Source organism: Haliscomenobacter sp. (assembly GCF_040403615.1).
GTDB lineage: Bacteria > Bacteroidota > Bacteroidia > Chitinophagales > Saprospiraceae > Haliscomenobacter.
In genome coordinates this window covers 1-23,403 of the sequence record NZ_JBBAKG010000044.1, presented here as the reverse complement: position 1 = coordinate 23,403, position 23,403 = coordinate 1, and the positions used below count along the sequence as shown (strand labels likewise).

Annotated in this window: 20 protein-coding genes and 1 tRNA gene; 10 read left to right on the top strand and 11 right to left on the bottom strand. The window is 44.7% G+C overall.

The annotated features are described in order from the left end of the window. The first annotated feature begins 83 nt into the window (after window positions 1-83). Complete coding sequence (locus ABW391_RS15385; protein WP_353482778.1) at window positions 84-1,685, top strand: T9SS type A sorting domain-containing protein; 1,602 nt, start codon at window positions 84-86, stop codon at window positions 1,683-1,685. 89 nt (window positions 1,686-1,774) lie between these two features. Here ABW391_RS15385 and ABW391_RS15380 read toward each other — a convergent pair whose 3' ends face one another. From ABW391_RS15380 to ABW391_RS15360, 5 genes are all read right to left on the bottom strand, one after another. After that, window positions 1,775-2,326 (bottom strand): RidA family protein, encoded by a 552-nt coding sequence (locus ABW391_RS15380; RefSeq protein ID WP_353482777.1) that lies wholly within the window; start codon window positions 2,324-2,326, stop codon window positions 1,775-1,777. Window positions 2,327-2,655: 329 nt separating this feature from the next. Continuing rightward, complete coding sequence (locus ABW391_RS15375; RefSeq protein WP_353482776.1) at window positions 2,656-4,590, bottom strand: glycoside hydrolase family 13 protein; 1,935 nt, start codon at window positions 4,588-4,590, stop codon at window positions 2,656-2,658. Window positions 4,591-4,737: 147 nt separating this feature from the next. After that, window positions 4,738-5,757, bottom strand: a complete 1,020-nt coding sequence (locus ABW391_RS15370; RefSeq protein WP_353482775.1) for an XdhC family protein — start codon at window positions 5,755-5,757, stop codon at window positions 4,738-4,740. A gap of 123 nt (window positions 5,758-5,880) precedes the next feature. Beyond that, the gene (gene accD, locus ABW391_RS15365; RefSeq protein WP_353482774.1) at window positions 5,881-6,735 is read right to left on the bottom strand and encodes an acetyl-CoA carboxylase, carboxyltransferase subunit beta; all 855 of its coding nucleotides are present in this window, start codon (window positions 6,733-6,735) and stop codon (window positions 5,881-5,883) included. A 141-nt stretch (window positions 6,736-6,876) separates the two neighbouring features. Continuing rightward, window positions 6,877-7,596 carry a DUF697 domain-containing protein gene (locus tag ABW391_RS15360; protein WP_353482773.1) on the bottom strand — a complete coding sequence of 240 codons (720 nt, stop codon included), beginning with the start codon at window positions 7,594-7,596 and terminating at the stop codon, window positions 6,877-6,879. Window positions 7,597-7,731: 135 nt separating this feature from the next. On the opposite strand from ABW391_RS15360, the gene ABW391_RS15355 reads away from it, so the two are divergent. The 3 genes from ABW391_RS15355 (at window position 7,732) to ABW391_RS15345 (ending at window position 11,361) form a co-directional block, all read left to right on the top strand. Further along, window positions 7,732-8,577: an aminotransferase class IV gene (locus ABW391_RS15355; RefSeq protein ID WP_353482772.1), complete on the top strand. Its 846-nt coding sequence runs from the start codon at window positions 7,732-7,734 to the stop codon at window positions 8,575-8,577. Between the two features lie 87 nt (window positions 8,578-8,664). Then, window positions 8,665-9,894 carry a DUF418 domain-containing protein gene (locus ABW391_RS15350; RefSeq protein ID WP_353482771.1) on the top strand — a complete coding sequence of 410 codons (1,230 nt, stop codon included), beginning with the start codon at window positions 8,665-8,667 and terminating at the stop codon, window positions 9,892-9,894. A 156-nt stretch (window positions 9,895-10,050) separates the two neighbouring features. Then, on the top strand, window positions 10,051-11,361 hold the full coding sequence (locus ABW391_RS15345) for a gluconate:H+ symporter (RefSeq protein ID WP_353482770.1): 1,311 nt from the start codon (window positions 10,051-10,053) through the stop codon (window positions 11,359-11,361). A 60-nt stretch (window positions 11,362-11,421) separates the two neighbouring features. Here the strand turns inward: ABW391_RS15345 and ABW391_RS15340 are convergent. Together ABW391_RS15340 and ABW391_RS15335 are read right to left on the bottom strand one after the other, a co-directional pair. After that, window positions 11,422-11,497: transfer RNA gene (locus ABW391_RS15340), tRNA-His, on the bottom strand. A 79-nt stretch (window positions 11,498-11,576) separates the two neighbouring features. Next, window positions 11,577-12,158, bottom strand: a complete 582-nt coding sequence (locus ABW391_RS15335; protein ID WP_353482769.1) for a hypothetical protein — start codon at window positions 12,156-12,158, stop codon at window positions 11,577-11,579. A gap of 149 nt (window positions 12,159-12,307) precedes the next feature. On the opposite strand from ABW391_RS15335, the gene ABW391_RS15330 reads away from it, so the two are divergent. Then, on the top strand, window positions 12,308-13,018 hold the full coding sequence (locus ABW391_RS15330) for a DUF6089 family protein (RefSeq protein WP_353482768.1): 711 nt from the start codon (window positions 12,308-12,310) through the stop codon (window positions 13,016-13,018). Between the two features lie 77 nt (window positions 13,019-13,095). On the opposite strand, the gene ABW391_RS15325 is transcribed toward ABW391_RS15330, so the two are convergent. Next, a complete protein-coding gene (locus tag ABW391_RS15325; RefSeq protein WP_353482767.1) occupies window positions 13,096-14,121 on the bottom strand; it encodes a hypothetical protein in 1,026 nt (341 codons plus the stop codon). A gap of 44 nt (window positions 14,122-14,165) precedes the next feature. Continuing rightward, window positions 14,166-14,849, bottom strand: coding sequence for a hypothetical protein (locus ABW391_RS15320; RefSeq protein ID WP_353482766.1), 684 nt, complete (start codon window positions 14,847-14,849; stop codon window positions 14,166-14,168). 134 nt (window positions 14,850-14,983) lie between these two features. Between ABW391_RS15320 and ABW391_RS15315 the strand changes: the two genes are divergently transcribed. From ABW391_RS15315 to ABW391_RS15300, 4 genes are read left to right on the top strand one after another with little or no spacing between them, the layout of a single operon-like run. After that, complete coding sequence (locus ABW391_RS15315) at window positions 14,984-16,231, top strand: arginine deiminase (RefSeq protein WP_353482765.1); 1,248 nt, start codon at window positions 14,984-14,986, stop codon at window positions 16,229-16,231. 17 nt (window positions 16,232-16,248) lie between these two features. After that, a complete protein-coding gene (locus ABW391_RS15310) occupies window positions 16,249-16,662 on the top strand; it encodes an acyl-CoA thioesterase (RefSeq protein ID WP_353482764.1) in 414 nt (137 codons plus the stop codon). Between the two features lie 8 nt (window positions 16,663-16,670). After that, window positions 16,671-17,693 (top strand): YihY/virulence factor BrkB family protein, encoded by a 1,023-nt coding sequence (locus ABW391_RS15305; RefSeq protein WP_353482763.1) that lies wholly within the window; start codon window positions 16,671-16,673, stop codon window positions 17,691-17,693. Window positions 17,694-17,745: 52 nt separating this feature from the next. Further along, window positions 17,746-18,828: a putative type IX sorting system protein PorV2 gene (locus tag ABW391_RS15300; protein ID WP_353482762.1), complete on the top strand. Its 1,083-nt coding sequence runs from the start codon at window positions 17,746-17,748 to the stop codon at window positions 18,826-18,828. A 9-nt stretch (window positions 18,829-18,837) separates the two neighbouring features. Here the strand turns inward: ABW391_RS15300 and ABW391_RS15295 are convergent, their stop codons facing one another. Continuing rightward, window positions 18,838-20,964 carry a hypothetical protein gene (locus tag ABW391_RS15295; protein ID WP_353482761.1) on the bottom strand — a complete coding sequence of 709 codons (2,127 nt, stop codon included), beginning with the start codon at window positions 20,962-20,964 and terminating at the stop codon, window positions 18,838-18,840. Between the two features lie 136 nt (window positions 20,965-21,100). Next, window positions 21,101-21,508, bottom strand: coding sequence for a T9SS type A sorting domain-containing protein (locus ABW391_RS15290; protein ID WP_353482760.1), 408 nt, complete (start codon window positions 21,506-21,508; stop codon window positions 21,101-21,103). 205 nt (window positions 21,509-21,713) lie between these two features. Here ABW391_RS15290 and ABW391_RS15285 point away from each other — a divergent pair, with 205 nt between their 5' ends. After that, window positions 21,714-23,261, top strand: coding sequence for a PD-(D/E)XK nuclease domain-containing ATP-binding protein (locus ABW391_RS15285; RefSeq protein WP_353482759.1), 1,548 nt, complete (start codon window positions 21,714-21,716; stop codon window positions 23,259-23,261). Window positions 23,262-23,403: the final 142 nt, after the last annotated feature.

Here is a 23,403-nt window from a genome sequence, read left to right as displayed (position 1 = left end):
AGTTTATTGGCAATTATTGCAGATAAACTCTTGAATTCAATTTTTTTGGTCATTTCATTTCACACACTCAAAAACTTTTTCAAATGAAACAACTCAACACTTTGCTGCTGTTGTTGATTGCTTTAGTAGGAACGCTGAGCCTATCTGCTCAAGCTGGCCGATACCGAACCAAAGTATTCACAGGATTTACGGTTCAAAGGAACGTTACTTATGCAACCAATATCACGGTGTTGCGCAACCCTACCATTGCTCCAGAAGATTTAAAAATGGACATTTACACTCCTGCCGGGGATGTTGAGAAAAGCCGGCCAGTAGTGATTTATTTCCACACGGGTAGCTTCTTGCCACCTTTAATCAATGGTGGTATTACGGGTGCACGTAGCGACTCATCATGCGTTGAATTTGCGCGCCGTTTGACTGGCCTTGGTTACGTAGTTTGCGTAACCAGTTACCGTCAGGGTTGGAATCCCGCTGCAACTGGGCCAGCTGGACAAAACATCCGTACAGGTACCTTGTTGAATGCATCATACCGTGGCGTTCAAGACGGTAGAGCAGCCATTCGTTTTATTCGCAAAACGGTAGCCGCTGAAAGTAACCCTTATGGCATTGACCCAAATCGCATCGTACTTTGGGGCCAAGGAACTGGTGGCTACATTGCCCTGGGTGCTGCTTATCTGGATCGTTTCAAAGAAGAAATCCAGATCACGAAATTCATCGATACCGACAAACTGACGGCTTATGTAGATACCAGCTTGAATGGAAATCCATTTGGTACTACGGCAAAACCACTTAACCTCCCCAATCACGTGAGTTACAGCTCTAGCTTCAACATGGCGGTAAACATGGGTGGTGCAATGGGTGATTCAAGCTGGTTGGAAGGCAAAGCTGGTGAGCCTGCCGTAATCGGTTTCCACGTACTTGCAGATCCATTTGCCCCATTTGGCGATGGTGCGGTAATTGTGCCTACTACCCGTGAATTCGTAGTAAGTGTATCTGGTACCCGTTCTATAGTTGAACGTGCCAATAATTTCAAACTGAACGATAAAATGGCTGCTGCGATCAACGACGCCAGCTTTGTCAATCAGAAGAACAAGGTAATCAGCAATATTCCGATTCCTTTCCCAACCTTCAGTGTAGGAGGAAAAGCAACGACGCTTTCTACCAATAACATGTACCCTTTCGTGACCCCAGGCAACCGTTTTGAAGCGGGTCCATGGGAATGGTGGGATACCACCACTTTGAAGTTGGTGGTAGCAGGTACCAACCTGGCCCTTGGTACAACCTTTGATGCCAAAAAATTGCATGCTGACGGATTGTTGACCAACCCCAACATGAGCAAAGCCAAAGCAATGGCTTACATCGATACCATGATGGCGGTCTTTATCCCTCGGGCTTTCCTGCAATTGAATTTGGCTACTTCTACTGAAAACATCATTCAGGAAGATGTGGTGAAATTGAAAATCGGACCAAACCCGGTTGCTGATCGGATTTACATCCAGTCGGCGGCAGAGCACAAGATGCAAGACATCGCACTGTACTCCCTGGATGGGAAAATGGTGCGTGGCTATGCCAACGTTGGCGAGAATAGCTTTGAACTACTGCGCGGAGGATTGCCTGCGGGTACGTACGTATTGCAGGTACGATTCGATAAGGGGATCGTTGCGAAGAAATTGATATTTAATTGATATTGTCGGGGCGCCCCTTTGTGGGCGCCCAAATCTGGCTCCCTTCGTGGGCGCCCAAATCCAGTAGGGGCAACCACGTAGGGTTGCCCCTACTGGATTTCGACGATCATTTCCACTTCTACTGCCATGTTCCTTGGCAATGCAATCATGCCGACTGCGGACCGGGCGTGTTTCCCTTTGTCTCCAAATACTTTGACCATCAAATCGGAATAACCGTTGATGACTTTGGGTTGATCCCCAAAATCGGGGCCACAATTCACCATTCCCAATACTTTCACGATGCGTTTTACCCGATCCAGGTTGCCGATTTCGGCTTTGAGCGCCGCGAGTTGATTGATGGCGGTGAGTTGGGCGGCTTCGTAACCTTGTTCGATGGTCAAATCGGTCCCCACTTTGCCCACGATGTAAGTACCATCTGCTTTACTCGGACCTTTTCCTGCCAAAAAGATTAGTTTTCCGGTTTGTACGCAGTTGACGTAATTGGCAATGGGCGCAGAAACGGCAGGGAGTACAATACCCAATTCTGCTAGTTTTTGATCAATACTGGATTGGCCTTTGGCGGGCTTCTTGTTCTGGGCTTGTAAGGCAATTCCTGTGCACAGGAAGCAAAAAAAGAGAGAACAGAGGTAACGATTGCGCATGATTTTTTTTGTGCAAAATACAGTTTCATGCGCAAAATTGAATGGTTTTTTGGGAACAAAAGCGGCATGATGGGAACGCGGAGGAAGCGGATTGAGCGGATTTACGCGGATTTTGATCCCGCCTTCGGCGTGATGTGTTAGCCACAAATTACACAAATTTTCACAAATTCTAGCACAAACTTTGTTTGCGCTAGCTAACATAGACACGAACGAAGTGAGTGTCCAATTTGTGAAAATTTGTGCAATTTGTGGCTAAGAAAACTTTTGCCGAAGGCAAAAGAAAACCCGCCTAATCCGCGTCCTCCGCGTTCCCATTGAGTCGCTTATCCCTACTTCAACTCAATGACCCTCAATGAAAAGGGTTCGAGTCGGATGGCATTCAAATCCACCGTCTCCTCCTTGAGCACGTCCCGGCCATTCTGATACCCTTTTAGCATTTCTGCGTACCGTGCCAGGTTGTGTTCCTGAGGTTTATCGGTGGTGTTCCAGAGCATCATCACCCGTTTAGTGTCATCGTAGCGGAAATAGACATACACCCCATCTTCGGGAATAAAGTGGCGGGTTTTGCCCGTTTGAAGCGCAGGAGTATTTTTTCGGTAATTCAACAACTTACGCAGCAGTTGATAGGTCGTTTCTTCCATGCCCTGACGTCCGGCAGCCGTAAATTTATTGACCCGGTCTTCCTTCCAACCACCTATGAAATCTTTCCGCCCTGCTTCGCCAAAAGAACCACCAGAGCCAGTGATGCCTATTTCAGTACCATAGTACAGGCAAGGCAAACCACGAATGGTCAAAAGTGCAGTCAATCCCGCATGAAATTTCCGCCAGTCACCTCCAAATACAGACAAAGCACGACTCACATCGTGGTTGTCAAGGAATGTAACATTGCGGCGGGCATCCTGGTACAAAAAATCATTGCTCAGGGTAAGGTAGAGGCGGTTTGCCCCGTCTGTCCAACCCTGGCGGCCTGAAGCGGCTTCCAAAAGAGCATAGTTGAGTTGAAAATCAGTGACTGCGGGCAAATAACGCGGCGTGTTGGTCAATTTATTTCCTGCGGTAAACTGGGCTTGCGCGAGGGTACTTTGCACCCAGGTTTCTCCAAAGAAATTATACCCTGGGTATTCTTGTTGCATTCTTTTCCCCCAATTGATCATAAATTGCTCATCTGGGTAAAAATAGGTGTCAATCCGGTATCCATCGTGGCCAGAATACTCCATCCACCAAAGATTGCTGTACAAAAGGTAATTGGCCAGGTAAGGATTGCGCTGATTCAGGTCTGGCATATGGCTATCAAACCATCCGTTGGCAAGTTTATTCCGATCCGTTTCAGATGCATAAGGATCGATCAATACAGCGTCCCGATAATTTGACTTGGTGAGGCTGGGCCATTCCTGGTTGATCCAGTTTTTGAACGGAATGTCCATGATCGTCCAATGCTGATCGCCTACGTGGTTATGAATAATGTCCATGATCACCTTGATGCCTTTGGCATGGGCTTTTTCAACCAATTGCTTGTACAAGGCATTGGAACCATAGCGTTTGTCGATGGTATAATGATCGGTTGGGGCATAACCATGGTAGGATTCGTAAGGTTGATCTGACTCTAATAAGGGCATGATCCATATTGCGGAAAAACCAAGATCCTGAAGATAATCCAGGTGATCAATGATGCCCTGGATATCGCCACCGTGGCGAAAATAGATCTTGTCCCGGTTCAGCAAATCGGACCGCATGTCATCAAAGCGGTCGTTGCTGGGGTCGCCATTTGCAAAACGATCCGGCATAATCAGGTACATATTGTCGGCAGGATTCAATCCCTGATTTTTTAAGGCACTTTTTTCTCTGGCTTGCAGTTCGTAGGTGTACGTTTTGGAGTCACCCAATGAAATCGTAAACTTTCCCGGTTTGGCAGTTGGGCTGATCAACAGATCGATAAAAATATAATTGGGGTTTTCTCCGGGTTGAACCTTTAAGACCTTGACGCCCGGATAATTGATTTTGACGGTACTTTTGCTGATGTTCTGGTCGTAGATCATCAGTTGCAAATTGGGGTTTTTCATACCTACCCACCAGTTTGGGGGGCTGATTCTTGATTTATCTACTTTCCCCCCAATTGGCAAATGTGGTGCATATTCGGAGAGTTTCATCCCCAAGGGCAGGCGTTGCATGGGGTCGTTGTCGTAGACGTTTTGTGCGAAAAGTGATTGCAGGTTGAACAAAAGCAAAAACAAAATTCCCCCTGAAAAAGAACTGATTGATTTCATACAAGATTTTTGACAAGAAATAAAAACCTTACTGATGATCCAAATTTTTGTCTTGCCACTTCATGGAAGGGAAGAACCGTTTTCTCTTTAGGGTTCACACAATTTTGCGCAGTCGAATAGCATATTTTAAACCCTAAACGGAAAACCTTACAAAAACTGATTCTTCACGAAAATCATTTGAGCCAGAATGCTGAGTGCAATTTCTGGGGCAGTTTTGGATTTAATATGTATGCCCACGGGGGCATGAATACGTTTGAATTCTTCTTCGGTAAATCCTGCGGCGATTAAGCGTTCGTGGCGTTTTTCGTTGGAACCCTTGCTGGATAGTGCGCCGATGTAAGCAACTTTGGAGCGCAGCAACAAGTGCAAGGCTTGATCATCAATTTTGGGATCGTGGGCCATCATGACTGCAAAAGTATATTCATCCAGTTCATATTCAGGAAGAATTTCCGCAGGGTAATCTTCGTACATTTTATCGGGAGCTGTAGGAAAATGGGTGTTCTGCGCAAAAGTGCCCCGAGGATCGATGACAATGGTTTCAAAGTCAAAATATTTGGCCAAATGCACCAGTTCTGCGGCAGCATGAGCCGCGCCGATGATAAACAGTTGGTGTTTTTTGGGGAATACGCGCAAAAACCATTTTTCACCCAAAGCTTCGGCAGGTTGACTTTTGCGCTCCTGGTAGGCTTTTTGCGCTGCGGCAATAAGCTCAACGGGTGTTTCCGCTATGGTGCTGCCATTGGGATGAACCAAAAAATGCTGTGCTTTTTCACCAGACAATTTGGAAATCAACACACAGCTTTTGTTTTCCAGGAGGTTGTTGCGCAAAGCTTGCCAAATAGCAGGGGAATCGAAGGCAACAAATTTCTCCAAAAAGATTTCGATGGTGCCACCGCAGGTCAAACCGACCGACCAGGCGTCGTTGTCTGAAACGCCAAACTTGAGGTTTTTGATGCTGCTTCCCGAGCTGGTTTCATCGGCTTCTTTTAGCACCACGCCTTCTACACAGCCTCCAGACACTGAGCCCAGCATCTCCAGTTCAGGGCCAACAAACATCATGGTGCCAATAGGACGAGGCGCACTGCCCCAGGTATTGATGACCGTAGCGGTACTAAAGGGTTTGCCATTGGCCAACCATTGATCGATTTCGGAGATGTATTCGCGCATTGAAAAAATTTTGACCGATAGAAAAAGGAATAAATAAAGATAGCCACAATTGTATTGAATTGTGGCTATCCTGACAATGATAAATGACAATAGGGAAGCTAAAGTTCAAATACCTGGCTTAATTTATGCATGAACTGTGGCAAAAAGTTGCAACAGCTCCGACACTTTGTCTTTAAGATCTTTGCGATCCACGATAAAATCCAGAAATCCGTGTTCGAGCAAAAATTCGGAAGTTTGGAAACCTTCTGGCAATTCTCGTTTGATGGTTTCCTTGATGACCCTGGGGCCAGCAAAACCGATCAACGCTTCTGGTTCCGCAAAGTTGATGTCTCCCAACATGGCAAAAGAGGCCGTTACGCCACCCGTGGTGGGATCAGTCAGCATCGAGAAAAAAGGAAGCTTGGCTTTGGCCAAACGGGTAAGTTTAGCGGAAGTTTTGGCCATCTGCATCAAAGAAAAGGCGGCCTCCATCATTCTTGCTCCTCCGGTTTTGGAGATGATCATGAAGGGGAATTGCTCTTCGATACAAAAATCAATGGCTTTGGAAATGCGCTCACCCACCACCGAACCCATCGATCCACCGATGAATTTGAAATCCATGGCGGCAATCACCAACGGCAGGTCATTGATTTTGCCTACACCAACGGTGATGGCATCGGTAACCCGATTTTTTTTGTAGGCATCGACTAATCGATCGGTATAAGCCTTCAGGTCCGTAAAGTGCAGCATGTCCTTGGAGCGCAATTCCTCAAACAGCAAACCGTATTCCTGATGGTCGTACAGCAAATCAAAATAATCGTAGGAACCTATTCTGGTGTGGTAATTGCACTTTGGACATTTGTAAAAATTTTCCCGCATCTCTTTCATCGTGCTGGCCTCTTTGCAGCGAATGCACTGATGCCACAGCCCTTCAGGAGCTTCTTTCTTGTTGCGGGTGGCGGTTTGAATACCGTCCTTCAATCGTTTGAACCAACCCATGAGCGATCATTACTTTTTTTGGTTGGGTCAAAGGTAGAAAAAAAAATTGTCGGCGCAATACAATAATACTTGTCGGGGCGTCCCTTGCGGGCGCCCACACAGGGGCGCCCCGACTAGTGCGCCCCGACGGGAACGTCAATATTATCCAAACATACCGATGAGCTTCGTTTTCATCGTAGCGAATTCTTCTTCCGAAAGAATCCCACTGTCGCGCATATCGGCCAATTCTTTGAGTTTAGCCAGAATTTCCTGCCCGTTGGGTTGAGCTGCTGGTTTATCCGCAACAGGAGCACTCACCACCTCTTCAGGGGCATCCTTGCTTTCATCCGCTGGTTTTTTGCGAATGGTCTCCTCTTTTTTCCATTGCTCGGCTACTTTTTTGCCTTTTTCAAATTTCTCATTGTAGATTTTACTTAAACGAGAAACATCAAAGTCCAAAAAAGTACCTCCGGTATCAAAATGTCTTTTGAATACTTCGCCCAGGGCATAACTGGAAGCCCCGGCAAAAATGGAATTGGAGATTCCACCGACTAATGAACCAACAACGGGAATCAGTTTGACCACACTTCCCGCGGCGATGCGCGCCAAAGTTGCACTGGTCAGAGAGGTAACGATGGCCTTGCCTTGAGTTTCGGAGAAATCGATGTTGTATACTCTGGCCAATTGGCGAATCATATCCAACTGCAAGGCACTTACTGCAAATACATCTGCAATAACCACCGGGATAAATCCAGCACCCATCGACCAAAGAACGTGGTTTCGAATGATGGTTTCAGCGTGTTTGGAACGCTCGTTGTCTTGTTCGGTCATAAAGCTATTTTTTAACGTGTTTTTGGCAAAATCGAACAATTGCTTTTTCACTTCAGTAGATTTATCTTCAAAAATAAAGCATTAGGTCACTGTTCGCTGAATTTATCGACAAGCGAAGAAACTTAAAGGATAAAACATAGAATAGATTAAACCGTTCTTTAATTTTGCATCTTAATCTCTGTGCAATTGAGCAAGCAAAACATAAATTTGAATGGCCGGTTGATTGATGCCAATCAAGCCTGCCTCAGTGCAAATAATCGCGCTTTTCATTATGGTGATGGACTTTTTGAAAGCATTCGAAAGTTTGATCATAAAATTCCGCTGCTTCAACTTCATTTGCAGCGGCTACACGTAGGCATGGCTGCTTTGGAGATAAAGCCCTCCGTGGACTGGAATTTGGCGTTTTGGAAGCAGCAAATAGAAGCGCTTACTGAAAAAATGCCCAATTGCCGGATTCGAATTACCGTTTTTAGAGCAGATGGTGGCCTTTACACTCCATTAACAAATGATGCCCATTTCTTAATAGAGGCTGAAAGGCTGGATGACCAAGAATACACCTGGAACAAAGATGGCTTGAGTGTAGCCATTTGCAATATCGCTCAGGTACATGCTGGCTCACTGTTGGCCAATTTGAAGACCTGCAATAGTCTGCCGTATGTGTTGGGGGCCATTTTTGCCCGCAAACACCAATTGGGAGATAGTTTGATCCTGAATCAACACGAGCGACTTGCCGAGAGCGCTACTTCCAATCTGTTCATCGTTCGCGATGGGGTAGTGATTACCCCTCCACTAGTAGAAGGATGCATCGATGGCGTTTTCCGAAAATATTTGCTGCGCGAAGCACCACAAGTGGGTTGGAACATTCAAGAACGCCCTATTCGGCCTGCAGATCTGCGCCAGGCCGAGGAAGTTTTTTTAACCAATGCGGTTCGAGGAATACGCTGGGTAAAACTATTTGGCGATCGAAATTACAGCAAAAAGCAAACCAAGAATCTGCAGGAATGGGCCAATAGTGTGCTGTTGAAAAGCTAAAAACTTTCAAAAAACTGTAACCTTTTGCCAAAAATAGGGGTCATTAGGGAATAACCGCATCTTTATTGCAAAAAAACACCATACCCTATGACCAGTGTCAGACCTCCTGTTGCCTCAAATTACCGGATCCAAACAGTGGATGCCTTGCGTGGATTTGCCCTTTTGGGAATCATTATTGTCCACATGATTGAGCAGTACCTCGCCTCAGGCCCACCCAAGGAATTTGCAAATTATGCCAATCACAATGCCGTAGATGACGTATTTATGGCCATCTCCGGTATCTTATTGCAGGGTAAATTTTTTGCTATTTTTTCCTTTCTCTTTGGGGTGAGTTTTTTCCTGCAAATGGATGCTTCTTCCCGCAAAGGAGAGCCTTTTATTGGCAAGTTTGTATGGCGTTTGGTGCTGTTGTTTGTGATTGGTTTTATCCATAGCCTTTTTTATCGGGGAGATATCCTGAGTATTTATGCGATGCTGGGGCTGGGACTGGTCTTTTTCTACCGGGCCTCCAATCGAACTTTACTGATTTTTGCGGCTTTTTTTATGTGTGGATTTCCCCGTATGATTCTGTGGGCAATTCGGGCAGCGCTGCACGTTCCACCTGTTGATTGGGAATCATTTGAACCTCAAAATGCCTGGTATTATGACACTGTGAAAAATGGTTCATTATGGGATGTTTTTGTGGCCAATGCCGGAGTAGGATTCAAAATGAAACTCTTTTTTCAGTTTGACACCGTAAGCAGAGGGTATATGACCTTTGGTTTGTTTCTACTGGGTATTTGGGTAGGTCGCATTCGCTTTTTTGAGCGACTGGAAGAATACAACCGGCTTCTTAAAAGATTGGTGTGGCAAAGTTTGATTGCAATAGCAGTATTGGCGGGGATATTGGCCTTGCTCTTTAAGTTTGTCACAGATTTCAACTCCTTTCCAGCCGTGATTGGCATGTCTCTCGGTGATATTGGCAATTATTTAATCGCATTATTTGAAATATGCATTTTTCTACGCCTGTGTATGGGCAAACGCGGCTCTGGAATCATCAATGCCTTAGCGCCTTACGGCAAAATGGCACTGACGAATTATGTGATGCAATCGTTGATTGGTACATTCATTTTTTTCGGCTGGGGCCTGGGGCAAATTGGAGCCTGGGGAGCCAGCATCAATTTTGGTTTGGCTTTAGTCGTTTATGCCCTTCAGGTTCAATTCAGTAAATGGTGGTTGAAAAGATTCCAGTATGGGCCAATGGAATGGCTCTGGCGTTCAGGCACTCAAAGACAGTGGGCGCCGTTGCGACATGTGCATGCTCAAGAGTTGAGTTGAATACAGGGTTAGAGAAGGGTTGGGATATTCCAAAAGAAATGTCTATTTTTCCTCTTTCCTACATCTGGGTTTGTTGCCGTGCAGAAGCCGGATTTCAATAGAATGAGAAATCTCCAATGCTGCACCGCAACCAACCTACTTAAAACCCTACTCACCATGCTTTTGATTGTACTGGTCACTGCAATCGTATTGCTGATCGTTCTGATTACTGTTTTCAAATTCAATGCATTTATTGCCCTGATACTGGTGTCCATTCTTGCAGGGCTAAGTGCCCAAATGCCTCCTGTCAATGTGATCAAAGCCATCCAAAAAGGAATGGGAGATACCCTGGGTTCGCTCACGATGATCATTGCCTTTGGCGCACTATTGGCCATCATCTTGTCTGAAACCGGGGCCATCAAACGCATCAGTCAAGGATTAATCGATGCATTTGGGATCAAACATCTGCAATGGGCCATGGCGCTGACTGGTTTTGTGGTTGGAATTGTGATGTTTTACAATGCGGGATTCATTTTATTGTTGCCTTTGGTATTCAGCATTGCCAGAAAAACAGGCATTTCACTGATCCAGGTCGGAATTCCGGTAGCTGCGTCATTGTCGGTTACGCACGGATTTCTCCCCCCCCACCCTGCCCCATCTGGAATCGCCAGTTTGTTTGGTGCCAATGTGGGTTTGGTTATTCTATACGGAGTCATCGTTGCAATTCCAGCAATCATTCTTTCAGGGATTGTATTGCCTCGATTTTTGAAAGGAATGGACATCAAGCCTTCAGAGAAATTATTTCCTGAAAGTGACTCCGTCAAGGAAGTGATACCCGATTTTTGGCCCAGTTTGATTGCTGCGCTCATTCCGGTAGTCTTGATGGCGGTGGCTACGATTGGTGATTTAGTGTTGCCAGAAGACAACCTGCTTCGGCAGGGTTTGCACTTTATTGGCGATCCTGGGCTGTCCTTATTCATCGGAGTATTTTTGGCCATTCCCCTGCTGGGTCAGATCAAAAATTTTGCTGGAATCATGCAGAAAACTTCGGTGGCCATAGAAAGTGTTGCCACCATCCTCCTGATTGTCAGCGCGGGCGGTGCATTCAAAGAAGTGTTGATTCAATCCGGGATAGGAGACCAATTGACGGAAGTGATGAAAAACGTATCCCTTTCCCCCTTGTTTTTGGGTTGGTTGATTGCCACCATAATCCGGGTATCGCTGGGTTCGGCAACGGTAGCTGGATTGACTGCTGCCGGAATCATTCAACCGATGATGGCCAGCAGTGGGGCATCTCCAGAGTTGATGGTGTTGGCCATTGGTGCGGGTAGTTTGATGCTATCTCACGTCAATGATACCGGTTTTTGGATGTTCAAAGAGTATTTTGGATTGACGGTTGGCCAAACTTTCCGAACCTGGACGGTGATGGAAAGCATTGTGGGTATTGTAGGATTGATTGGAGTTTTACTTTTAAACTTAGCATTATAGTACTCCTCTAAAAGAAAACGGACTAATCAATTTGATATTCAAATGATTAGTCCGTTGTTAGGGTGAATGACCGGGTTCGAACCGGCGACCCCCAGAACCACAATCTGGTGCTCTAACCAACTGAGCTACAATCACCGTGTTGGTAGCCTTATTTCTAAAGCAGGGCAAAGATAATATTCCATTGAGGAAAATGTCAAGTTTGTTTGGAAAAAATTTTATTTAAAGATCCCAAACAACCCGCCCTTTCCTTTATTACGCTTTTTCTTGCCTTTTTGTTCCCAAAAATATTTATCTCTTTTTCCTACAACATAGCGCAAACTAATCCCCGTTTGGCTGTAAAAGGTACTTGCACCTCCAACGAAATTTATGGCAGGCTTGTAATCGTAGGAAAGATTGAGGCGGCCGATGGTCAATTCCAAACCAGCTATGAAATCCATCCCCAGAGGATCTTCATAATCGACATCCAATTGATCCGCCCAGCCTTTGTGAAATCCGAGTCCATAATAAAAGTTAAACCGGCGAGAAATCAATGGCTTGTGGCTGATACCCAAAAGAGTAAGCTGCGTTTCAGCTCGTTGCAAACTGGATTGCAAAATCAATTCCGCAGCATAATTATTAACCACACGTTGTCGCACGGTCAATCCCCATTCTGTACCAATCCGCATTCCGATAGCGGTATTGTATGATTGGCCAAAACCTGAGCAAGTAAACAAGCCAAGAATGGCAACAATTAGATTCAATTTTTTCATGACACCATTAACGCAAAAAATAAATAAATTAGTGTTGATTTTGTGCAAAGAAAATGTAATTTTGCATTGCTCCCTTTTACGCATTATATTTTTCCCACAAATTTTATAGATCCATCTTTAAGTCATTCCATTTAATTTATCAATTTGATGTGTCCATCAAATTGACGTTCCATTTCTTTACATATATAATCATTTTCATGACAAATTACTACTACTCTGGCATTCTAGCCTTACTCTCCTTTGTGCTGACAACACAAAACCTAAGTGGTCAGAATTTTAAGCATCCCAATGAAATGGGCGTTTTGCTTGGAACATGCAATTACGCTGGCGACATTGTCAAAACAGGCAGTTACGACATGCGCGAATTTGGCGCAGCATATGGCGTATTCTACCGTGCCAATACCCCATCCTTCAGTTGGAGATTCAGCGTTCTGCGCGGGCAATTATCTGGGAACGACCTTTCCTGGGTCGGTACAGACCGCGTGGATCGGGGATTTAGTTTTACCAGTCCGCTTACTGAATTTGCCGTACATGCTGAATTTCAGTTATTGAATCGTGGCGAATGGCGGATGAAAAACAGTTCACGCAGGTACTTTGATGCCTTCTTGTTCGTTGGTGCAGGAGTCGCGTTGGTCAATCCAAAAACCAATTTCAATAAAAACTTGGGTGGCGAATATCCAGCCTGGATAGCTGAAGACGAAAGAAACCGCAAAACCACTATGATGGCAATTCCCGTGGGTCTTGGTGTGAAGTATGAGCTTGGCGGAAACTTTATTATCGGAGCAGATTTCAGCTTGAATCCAGTCTTCAACGATTATCTGGATGGCATTTCTCGCTCTGGAGACCCTGAAAACAATGATTGGTACATTACGGGGGGATTGAGTTTTGCCGTGAAACTAAACAATTGATATTGTTGAGTAGCTGAATTTAAAAATGAGCGACGCGCAGGTTTTCATTGCATTCATCGCTCATTTTTAATTCTTTCTTAGAGTTCAAAGAAACTATCGTACTGATTTTTGTGGCCAGTTTCGCGAATGGGTTCTCTGACTGGTGCATTCAGATCCAACACTTGATTGTCGTCATTGGCCAAGGTAAGAATATTGGTTTTTTCCTCGCCCAACAACAATGAGACCCCTTCCTGTTCCCATTTCTCCAACATTTTCAAGCCTTCTTCTTCAAAGACACCATTCTGGAGGTCGATCGACTCCATGAATTTGGAAGACATTTGCATGAAGTTTTCCATCTCCCCTACTTTGTTGGCCACATCTTCGGTAATGGCTTCCATGGCTGCATCAAACATGGCCCGCTTATCGGGGTCGCCACTGATGATGCTCATCGCCGATTTCATGGCATTGTTGCTGGCATGGATGGCTTTTTGTTCTTGTTCCTTGACCATGACCTGATCCTGGATGTCTTCAGCCAGGATGTATGAATTTTCCCGCATTTTGGTCAAAACGCGGTACATCACTTCCATTTTCCGATCCAGCTCTTCCAACCGGGCATTGGATTCCTGTAAGCGACCGGCTTTGCGGGTCTTCAAGATCATCGAAGCATCATCTTTTTTCTCTTTGGCTTCGCTGGCCAATTGCAGGTTGCTTTTGATTTCCTTCTGGTTGTTGCGAATGATTTCGCGCAATTTATGCATTTGACCCCGGAGGCGGTTGATTTGACGCTCCATGTCGTGCAGGTTTTTCCGCAAATGGTCTACATACCCTTTCAAAATGGCAATGGGATCAATTTGGACAAACAATCCGGTCAACCAGCGCATGAAACTTTTGTACATGTACCAGAATAAGGTACGCGTGCGGTTGTCCAACACCATATAAAGGAGGCCAACCAATACCATTACCATTGCTGCCAAAGTAAGCGTATTGCGTGCTAAAAAGAGCAAAGTAGGCAAAAGAGTGATGAAACCCATTACGGCCAGTACTCCAAAGCCAATCAAAAAAATGGCGCCAGTTTTTCCCTCCGGACGACTCCAGAATGACTTAGGCTTCAATTGTTCAGACATAAAAAACGATTTATTGTTGGTGGGAAAAACATCCAGTCACCAAACTATTTCATGTATTCTTGTATTTTGTTCAAATCCCCCTGAATCTGGCCGGCTAATGATTCGTAGGAAGCTACAAAATCGTTTTTGGTCGACTCAATGTGCAGGGTGGCATCCTTGATCTGCTGTGCAAGTTCCAGGTATTTCTGCTTGGTTTGCTCAATTTCCTGTTGCATCTTTTTGATTTCTTCCTCCTTCGCTTTGATGGCGTTGGAAAAATCCTGCATCTGCTGCTCTTTGTTGCCAATTTGCTGCGCGCGCTGGTTTTTCATGGCTTCATCAAACTTTCCTTGCTCGGTTTTGAGTACCTGCAAATAAAACTGTCCTGAAGCCACAATGGTTTGCAGGGAAGCACCCATTGATTTGGCCATGGCCATCGCCGATTTGAATCGGGTCATTTCGTCCATGTTCATTTCCTTCAAGGAGTGCAAGGAGTTTCGAAACTCAAGGTAATCAAAACCTTCCTGATTGCTTTTTTCAATGGCCGTAAACAACACATTGAGAAATTTATCATTCACTTTGCCCGGCGAAGGTGTGTCTGAACCAACCTCTTTTGGCGTAGGTACAGAAGTATTGCCAGTAGTTGTGCTAGGCGTGGTTGACTTGGCCGTGGTTGTTGCGGCAGGCTTTGTCCCCTCTTCAGGCACGATGAAGAGCGCTTTGAAATCATTTAGGAATCCGTTTGACATAATACGATTGCTGGATTGAGTTGGTTGCGATGATACGACCAAATTAAAATTTTTGTCTACAAAATAAGGAAGAATTACTTTTACCGCAAAAAATTCCTGTAATCGAGTTTAAAAAAGCCCATAATCAATTCTGTATGCAAGTTAATAATGAAATTGGCCGTTTGCAACGGGTAATTGTACACCGCCCGGATGATGGCATTGCAAGGGTATCTCCCAAGCGCTCTGAGGAGCTACTTTTTGACGACATTGTCTTTTTGCCCCAAATGCAAGAAGAACATGATGTATTTACTGCAGTGCTTCGCGCATTTGTGGGAGCAGAAAACGTACACGAAACCGAGCAATTGCTATTGGAATCCATTTTGGCGGATTCTGGCAATCGGGCTACTTTTTTGGCGGAAATTGCCAATTACGAAGAACTGCCTAGTTCAACCCTCACCTTTTTAAATGGGCTTCCTCCCGAAGAGTTGACCAAGGTCTTGATTAGTGGGTATTATGCCCCCGAAGATTACATTCTCTTTGACCCAATCCCCAATTTTATTTTCACCAGAGACATTGCCGTTGCCGTCAACGATCATGTCATTATTACCAAGGCAGCAAAAGAAGCCCGGCACCGGGAGAATCACCTCACGCGCTTCATTTTTGGGAATCACCCTTTGTTCAAAACGCGTTTCGAAGAAGACAAGTTGATCAATCTCAACGACATTGATAAATTTCCTCCTTCCCGAAAAGGGGAATATGTTTCCATAGAAGGGGGTGATATGATGATCTTGAGTCCCGACTATCTGCTGATTGGGTGCAGTGAGCGCACCACCCGGCACGGCATCCAATCATTGACCAAGGTATTGTTTGAGAAAGGGGTGATCAAAAATGTAGCGCTCATCAATATCCCTGACGATCGATCTTTCATGCACGTGGATACCGTTTTCACCCAGATTGATCACCATCACATTGTGGCCTACAAGCCATTGGTGGTGGACGGCATCAGCTCAACGGTTGAATTGTACCGCGCAGATGGGCCCAACGAGTACTATCCATCGGTACACAATTTTATCCGTGCGGAAATTGACCCTGAGATGAAATTCATCTACAGCGGGGATGGTATTTCCCCTTATCAGGAAAGAGAACAATGGACGGATGGGTGCAATCTGGTGGCGCTCAAACCTGGGGTTGCCCTCACTTACGACCGCAATCCAGTAACTGAACTCGCGTTCCAAAAGGCTGGATATTCCATCATCCACGCCCGAGACTTTTTAAAAGCCTATCATGCGGGGGAAATTGATCCCGAAACGATTGAAAAAACCATCATCACCTTGCCCTCGAATGAACTTTCGAGAGCCCGGGGAGGATCGCATTGCATGACCTGCCCAATGGAACGGGCCTGAAACCCAAAACCTGGAATATGTATACTACAGATTTTCAAAAGCGCGTCCGCTACGGTGAAACCGATCAAATGGGGTATTTGTATTATGGAAATTATGGCCAATACTACGAAATTGGTCGGGTGGAAATGTTGCGTTCTTTGGGCTTGACTTACAAGGAAATGGAAGAAGAACAAGGAGTGATGATGCCCGTTTTGTCTTTGCAGATGCGCTACGTCAGGCCAGCTTTTTATGATGAATTGTTGACAATTCGCACCACTTTGCGCCGATTACCGGATCAATTTATTACCTTTCATGTTGAAATTTTTAACGAAAAAAACAAACTGATCAACGGAGGTAGTGTACGGTTGTGCTTTGTAGACAAAAAGAGCAACAAGTCCATTTTTGCACCCGACAAATTGATTGACAAACTCAGACCCTTCTTCGAGCCGTGAAAATAAAAATGCCAGATTTTAAAAAAGTAGAGCAATGGTTTTGGAGGCATCCGCTCTGGATCAAATTGGTAAGCTGGTCTCAAAAACGATCCTTCCCTGGTTTTTTCGGGGTTTCCATTTACAACGTGGTCAATTTTTTCATTCTGGAAGCGCAGCGCTACGATTTGTTCATACGGGCCAATTCTATCGCGTATAGCTTCTTTTTATCGCTTTTCCCGAGCTTGATTGCCTTGTTTACGTTGATTCCCTGGTTGAAGCGGACGTTCTTACTGTATTTGCCGGAAGGAGAAAATTTCGACCGGTACTTACAAGGTGAAATTCAGAAAATCATGCCCGGTGATGCGGGGGAGCAATTGTTTGGTTTTATTGAAGACATTACCAACAACCCGCGCATCGCACTGCTTTCGATTGGTTTTTTGTCTGCCATTTACTTCAGTTCCAATGGCATCCTTTCTTTGTTGCGATCCTTTGATAAAACCTATGAAGATTTTCACAAATGGAATTCCTGGAAAATGCGCTGGGTAGCCATTGTATTGACTTTCCAGTTGAGCGCCTTGTTGATCGCGTCGGTCATTCTGGTGATTTTGGGGCAATCTTTTGTCAAAATGATCAACAACTGGTTGGATCTCAGCTTTGTCATGGAAAAGTTGCTCAATTTGGTACGCTGGGTGGTGATTATCAGCTTGTATTATGTTTCGATTGCTTTGATTTACCAGGGTGCAGCGATGGTGAGAAGGTTTAAATTTTTCACCCCAGGAGCTGCTTTGGCATCGATTCTTTGTTTGCTTTCATCGGTTATTTTTTCGCTCTATGTAGACATGTTCAACACCTACAACCGTTTGTATGGGTCGATTGGCGCCATTATTGTGTTGATGCTCTGGATTCAATTGAACGTGTTGTCCATTTTGATTGGTTTTGAACTCAATGCCAGCATTGTCATCAACAAAAGAATTCAAGGGGTAGAGGAAAAAATAACGGAAGCCGCAAAACAACAAATTGAGGTCGAAGACGATCAATATAGTGGAGCCTGAAGTTTTTAGCGGGGGTAGATTAATGAGTGAAGCCGGATTTAAACATCATTACATGAGAATATTGCGTTTTTCTATAAGCATCGTTTTTATTGGCGTTGTATTTTCGGCGCAAGCACAAAAATACAGCAACGAATTTTTGTCGATTGGGGTTGGCGCCCGCGCTCAGGCTTTGGGCAATGCGGTGGTGGCCCAATCCAATGATGTCACCGCCGGAGTCTGGAATCCTGCCGGATTGGCGGCTCACGATGGTGGAAATGAACTGCAAATTGGGGCCATGCACGCCGAATGGTTTGCAGGGGTAGGCAAGTTTGACTACCTGGGCGTTTTACTGCCTTCCAACAATGACAAACGCAGACTTGCGGTATCTTTTATTCGTTTTGGCGTGGATGAAATTCCCAACACCCTGACCCTTTACGAAAGCGATGGGACAATCAATTTTGACAACCTGCGTAATTTTTCTGCTGCGGATTATGCCATGCTGCTTTCTTATGCCCAAAAAAGCCAAAAGAAAGAGAGTGGGCAATGGTTTTGGGGGGGCAATGTCAAAGTCATTCACCGCCGGATTGGGCCATTTGCCAACTCCTGGGGATTTGGCCTGGATGGAGGGGTACAATACCACCGGGGGAATTTTCGCTTTGGCGCAATGGCCAAAGACATTACTACTACTTTTAACGCCTGGACCTTCAACTTCACTACCGAAGAAAAGCAAACCCTGGAATTGACCAATAACGAAATTCCGATCAATAGCCTGGAAATCACCAAACCTCAATTGATTTTGGGCGTGGCGCAACGGTTTCAATTCAAAAAAATTGGCATCACCCCTGAACTGGATTTCATTGTCAGTACCGATGGCAAACGCAACACGCTCCTATCCGCTAATCCGTTCAGCATCGATCCGGCAGTGGGCATTGAAGCCGACCTCAACCAAACAATTTTCCTACGAGTGGGCATGAACCAGTTTCAAAAAGAGACTTCCTTTGCAGGCAAAAGTGTGCTGTCTCCCAGGCCCGGAATTGGGGTAGGCATCAAGGTTTCTGCCTTACAAATTGACTATGCCTACACCGATTTGGCCGCGCAGGAGAATACTTATTCGCACATTATTTCCTTGCTGCTGAACATAAAGACCAAGAGGTAGCGGAGTCGACTACTCATTACTTGAGGCTCCGTCTAGCTTTGCATTGGAATTTACGTCCCCTATTTTTATGGCAATAAAATTCCCTGTAAGGCTTCCATTGAATTCCTTCACAAAAATTGATTCTGCAAATTGGGTAGCCCATGGGTTTTCCGGTTTTGGAAATCTAAAGGCTGCATGCACAAAGCGCCAGGAAGTATTGTTTGGAAAATTTGAATTCAGGTTCAAGATCAATTTGCGCAACTGGATCAAGTCTGCGGTAGAAATTGATTTTGAATTGTTGACATCCGCAGCAATCATTTTATATGGACTGTTCAAGACTTGAATGCCCAGGATGTGTTTTTGAATCAGGAGCAGATCAAAAGTCGACACTCCATTGAGGGGATTTTTATCTAATTTTGGCTCAAGCAATACACTTTTGCCTCTTGGGAGACCAACAAAAGAGTAAGCACCGTTTAAATTGGTAGTTGCAAATTGATATGGAAGTGAATCTATACTTAGCATCATTTTAACGCCTTGAACAGGGTTAGATCCCTCTGTTTCAATATTTCCACCAACGTAACGATGCCAAGGCTCAATTATCCCGCAATATCTGTTCAAATCCAGAACTTCCACATAGGTTACACAATAGCCATCTTTGCCTTTGGTATCCCAAGCGTGTAATTCAATCAAAATCACTTTTCCTGCATCTACGCAGGTTAAATTTAAAGTTGATTTATTTTGTAAGACCCTCTCCCCTACTCTATTGATGGAATATTGGGCAATCAGTTGTTGCCCAATCGAGTTCGTATCTGGCCCTTGGCCGTAACAATCGTAGATGCCTGCAGCGACAAAATCGGTAGCCTGGAGGGTGTATTTTCCTCCACCTTGGCCATCGGGTTGTAAGGTGATGGATAAGCCGTTGACGCAGATTGGTTTGGGGGCTGCTTTGTCTTTGACTACAAAATCGAATGAATCCTGGTTTGCGCCAAAACACCCATCAAATGCATAGACAAATACCCGGTGAAGTCCGGGAAGTAGTCCAGTTACGCGTTTATTCTTGATAGGGTAGTTTACAGTCGGCCACTCATCCCCTGGCTGGGTATTCTCCTTTTTAGTTTTGATGGATAAGCTAACATTTCCTAAATGGCAGCCTGTAACTTCCACCCCAAAAGTGCTTTTTAATCCTTCAACAGTTGCCAAAAAAGATGCACTGCAATTCAATGAATCCAGGCTAAGCGCTGGAATAGTAGTAGGAACCATAATGGAAGGGCCTTTAAAAGTTCCAATCTGAATCAATACTTGGAAAGTATCGATATAGTCCCCCCTGCAAGAATCAAATACGTATAATGCTCGGGCAATTCTCACACCCTTACCACCACAGATTGGGAACTCCCTATCCTTTATTACAACTGCGTATTTCCCATCAATTTGGTCAATAAACACCTTCTTTGGCTGAAGAAAACTAGGTGCAAACGGGGTAACATCTTCTTTTTTGATCAAACTTTTATCCGGGCTACAAGCTTCGTAAGTCACTACTCGATCAAAAATACCGCTACCATTTCCATTAAAACGAAAATCTTGGATTTTTGGCCGCCTAAACAAAATCACTTGAACTGTGTCCTTGCGTGCACCAAAGCAAATGGCACTCCAACGTCGATAAATCCTTGCATAAATACCCGTGCTTTGCATTTCCGCACAAGTAGAATATTCTACTCTATCACGCCAAAAAAAATTCATTTCACATAAGCCTTCACCACCTATAGCTCTAGCATATACAAAACCCAAATTACGTACACTATCTTCAACTACTTCTTTAATTGCAAAATTACACGGCCCAGTTCCACCTTGCTCGCTCCAAGTGCCATTCGGAATGGTTTGAGGTAAAGTGCCGATTGTTTTAGGCGATGCCAAAATATCTGGATTGCCAAGAGTAAGAGAATTATTGAGTACAAAATCCAAGTCATAACTAGACAAAGTATCTGTGGTCCAGTCAAGGCAATGGATAACAATAACTGGTTCGGAACAACGCCTATCTTCCTTTGGTGGTGTTGCTATTGGTGTCAATGTCCATTGTGGAATCTGAAAGAATAAAACAAACAACATGCTAAAAAAGAAAATGGATCGGTTTGAATCAGTTCTTGGGATTAAAACTTGCATGGTTTTTGAGTTTAGATTATTTTTTTAACAAAATAAATGTAAAATTCTGCCGTAAACAATACTCCAATCAGGGTAAAATAAAAAAGGCCACAAAAGTTGCCCTTTGTGACCTTTCTTTGTTAAGGTTAAAAGTTTTTTATTGCAAAATAATCATCTTCTTGGTAGCCGTAAAGTCGTTGGTTTCCAAAGTGTAGTACAATACTCCGCTGGCCCCCAGTTGCTCCTTTTTCAAGGTCACCTGGTTGTTGCCTTTGGCGTAATTGCCTTCCACTTTGTACAGCAAAGCCCCTTTTGCATCCGAGATGCTCAACGTGGCTTTGGTTGCTTTGGGCAGTTTGAAACCTATTTGCGTTTCGCCATTGAATGGGTTCGGGGTGTTTTGCAGCATCCCGTAGCCATCTGCAATAGCTTCCAAGCCGTAGTTCAAGGCGATACCCAGATTCTCGTTATTTTGGTCGTACGCTTCTGGTGATACGGTGCGGTTCAGGCTCAGGGCGCTGCTCAACTTTGCATCCGCTTTGGCGCGGAGTACCAATGTGAACAATGCACCCGCTTTAGCAGTTTGAATATAAAGACCAAGAGATAAGGCAGAAATGGATCTTCTAGAATTGACGCAAAAAATCCGTTAATTACAACAATACAATACCCATGTCAAGGTATACTATCTTGTCAAAGAGATGTGATACTCCCCAAGTTTCATTTCGCCAATAGTTCTGTATCTTTGTGTGTAAGGCGCAAACAATTTTTATATGAGCAAAAACCTTCCGCTAGGGCTACAAGATTTTCGAAAGATCATCGAAAATGATTTCAAGTACATTGACAAGACCGAGTACATCTACCAGATGGTGAGTCAGCCAGGTGCTTATTTCCTTTCCCGTCCCCGTCGTTTTGGCAAGTCCATCACGGTGGCAGTACTCCAGGAGTTGTACAGTGGCAGCAAGGAGTTGTTCAAAGGGTTATGGATTGAAGACAAGTGGGATTGGAGCCGCAAACATCCGGTGATTCGGCTTTCGTTTACGGGAATCGGCTTTGCCGAAAGTGGTTTGCCAAAAGCCCTGCACTACCAACTAGATAAACGCATCCGTGAACACGGTTTACCGCCCGCTACTGAAGCAAACCTCAGCGCTAAATTTGAATACCTGATCCAGGAACTGGGCAAGGTCAATAAAGTAGTTGTACTCATTGATGAATACGATGCCCCAATTATCCACTTTTTGGGTAAAGATGTGGCCAAAGCCTATGAAAATCGGGAAATCCTGAGGGAGTTTTATACTGTTTTAAAAAACAATGATCCTGCGCTAGAGTTTGTTTTTATTACTGGCGTCAGCAAGTTTTCCAAAGTAGGTATTTTTTCCGGGCTGAATAACTTGACGGACCTGACCATGCGGGCGGATTTTGCCACGATGCTGGGCTATACGCAGGCCGAACTGGAAAGTAATTTTGCCGAAGAAATTGAAGCCGTTTCCATTCAGTTAAAAATGACCCGAACGGAGTTATTGGACAAAATACGCCTCTGGTACAATGGCTATCGGTTTGAAGAAAGCGCCGAAACCGTTTACAATCCCGTTTCCTGCAATTTATTCTTTTACGAAAGGAAATTTGAAAACTTCTGGTTTGCTACCGGAACACCCACCTTTTTGATCAACCTGTTGAAACAAGAGAGCTTGTATGACATTGAACACCAGGAACATGCCCAACTCGACTTTGACAGTTTTGACCTCGAAGATTTAAAGGCTTATGGGCTATTGTACCAAACCGGTTACCTGACCATCAAATCCAGAAGCGAATTCGGCTTGTATATCCTGGATTATCCCAACAATGAGGTCAAAAATTCCATGTACGCTTATTTGTTGGAAGCTTTCGGCGGGGTACGCAAAGGCCAGGGGCTGGTGGTAGCCATTCATTTGGAAAGAGCGTTTTATGCCAATGACCTGGAGCAAGTCATCCGCATTTTGCAAGCCATGTTCAAAGGTTTGCCGCATTTGTTGCACGAAAAATACCCGGAAAAATTTTACCATGCCGCCATTCATCTCCTGTTCAACTACATGGGGCTGCGAGTACAAAGCGAAGTAATGATGAGCGACGCCCGCGCCGACTGTGTCGTGGAAACCGATACCCGGGTATATATCCTGGAGTTCAAACTGGACAAAAGCGCCAAAGTCGCTCTTGACCAAATCAAACTTAAAAAATACCATCAGGCATATTGGGAAAAAGGAAAAAAAGTGATGGGCCTTGGGGTGAACTTTTCCAGTGAGACTAAGAATATTGAGGACTGGGTTGCCGAGGAATTGGGGTAAAAAACAAAGGCCGTTTTCCAGGTTGCTGGGGAACGGCCTTTTTGGCAGCTTCGCTGCTTTATTTTTCACCACCTTAGGCACCTGAGGCCTGTCAATTACCCACAAAACCTCAAAATAGATTTGGGGTACTCGAAAAGAAGTT

What these genes read in the sequence shown, in the direction of transcription:
- ABW391_RS15325 (WP_353482767.1), bottom strand. Translation starts at nt 14,121, where the DNA reads ATGTCTGAACAATTGAAGCCTAAGTCATTCTGGAGTCGTCCGGAGGGA.
- ABW391_RS15385 (WP_353482778.1), top strand. Translation starts at nt 84, where the DNA reads ATGAAACAACTCAACACTTTGCTGCTGTTGTTGATTGCTTTAGTAGGA.
- ABW391_RS15370 (WP_353482775.1), bottom strand. Translation starts at nt 5,757, where the DNA reads ATGCGCGAATACATCTCCGAAATCGATCAATGGTTGGCCAATGGCAAA.
- ABW391_RS15380 (WP_353482777.1), bottom strand. Translation starts at nt 2,326, where the DNA reads ATGCGCAATCGTTACCTCTGTTCTCTCTTTTTTTGCTTCCTGTGCACA.
- ABW391_RS15305 (WP_353482763.1), top strand. Translation starts at nt 16,671, where the DNA reads ATGCCAGATTTTAAAAAAGTAGAGCAATGGTTTTGGAGGCATCCGCTC.
- ABW391_RS15315 (WP_353482765.1), top strand. Translation starts at nt 14,984, where the DNA reads ATGCAAGTTAATAATGAAATTGGCCGTTTGCAACGGGTAATTGTACAC.
- ABW391_RS15300 (WP_353482762.1), top strand. Translation starts at nt 17,746, where the DNA reads ATGAGAATATTGCGTTTTTCTATAAGCATCGTTTTTATTGGCGTTGTA.
- ABW391_RS15310 (WP_353482764.1), top strand. Translation starts at nt 16,249, where the DNA reads ATGTATACTACAGATTTTCAAAAGCGCGTCCGCTACGGTGAAACCGAT.
- ABW391_RS15330 (WP_353482768.1), top strand. Translation starts at nt 12,308, where the DNA reads ATGACAAATTACTACTACTCTGGCATTCTAGCCTTACTCTCCTTTGTG.
- ABW391_RS15375 (WP_353482776.1), bottom strand. Translation starts at nt 4,590, where the DNA reads ATGAAATCAATCAGTTCTTTTTCAGGGGGAATTTTGTTTTTGCTTTTG.
- ABW391_RS15285 (WP_353482759.1), top strand. Translation starts at nt 21,714, where the DNA reads ATGAGCAAAAACCTTCCGCTAGGGCTACAAGATTTTCGAAAGATCATC.
- ABW391_RS15320 (WP_353482766.1), bottom strand. Translation starts at nt 14,849, where the DNA reads ATGTCAAACGGATTCCTAAATGATTTCAAAGCGCTCTTCATCGTGCCT.
- accD (WP_353482774.1), bottom strand. Translation starts at nt 6,735, where the DNA reads ATGGGTTGGTTCAAACGATTGAAGGACGGTATTCAAACCGCCACCCGC.
- ABW391_RS15350 (WP_353482771.1), top strand. Translation starts at nt 8,665, where the DNA reads ATGACCAGTGTCAGACCTCCTGTTGCCTCAAATTACCGGATCCAAACA.
- ABW391_RS15295 (WP_353482761.1), bottom strand. Translation starts at nt 20,964, where the DNA reads ATGCAAGTTTTAATCCCAAGAACTGATTCAAACCGATCCATTTTCTTT.
- ABW391_RS15345 (WP_353482770.1), top strand. Translation starts at nt 10,051, where the DNA reads ATGCTTTTGATTGTACTGGTCACTGCAATCGTATTGCTGATCGTTCTG.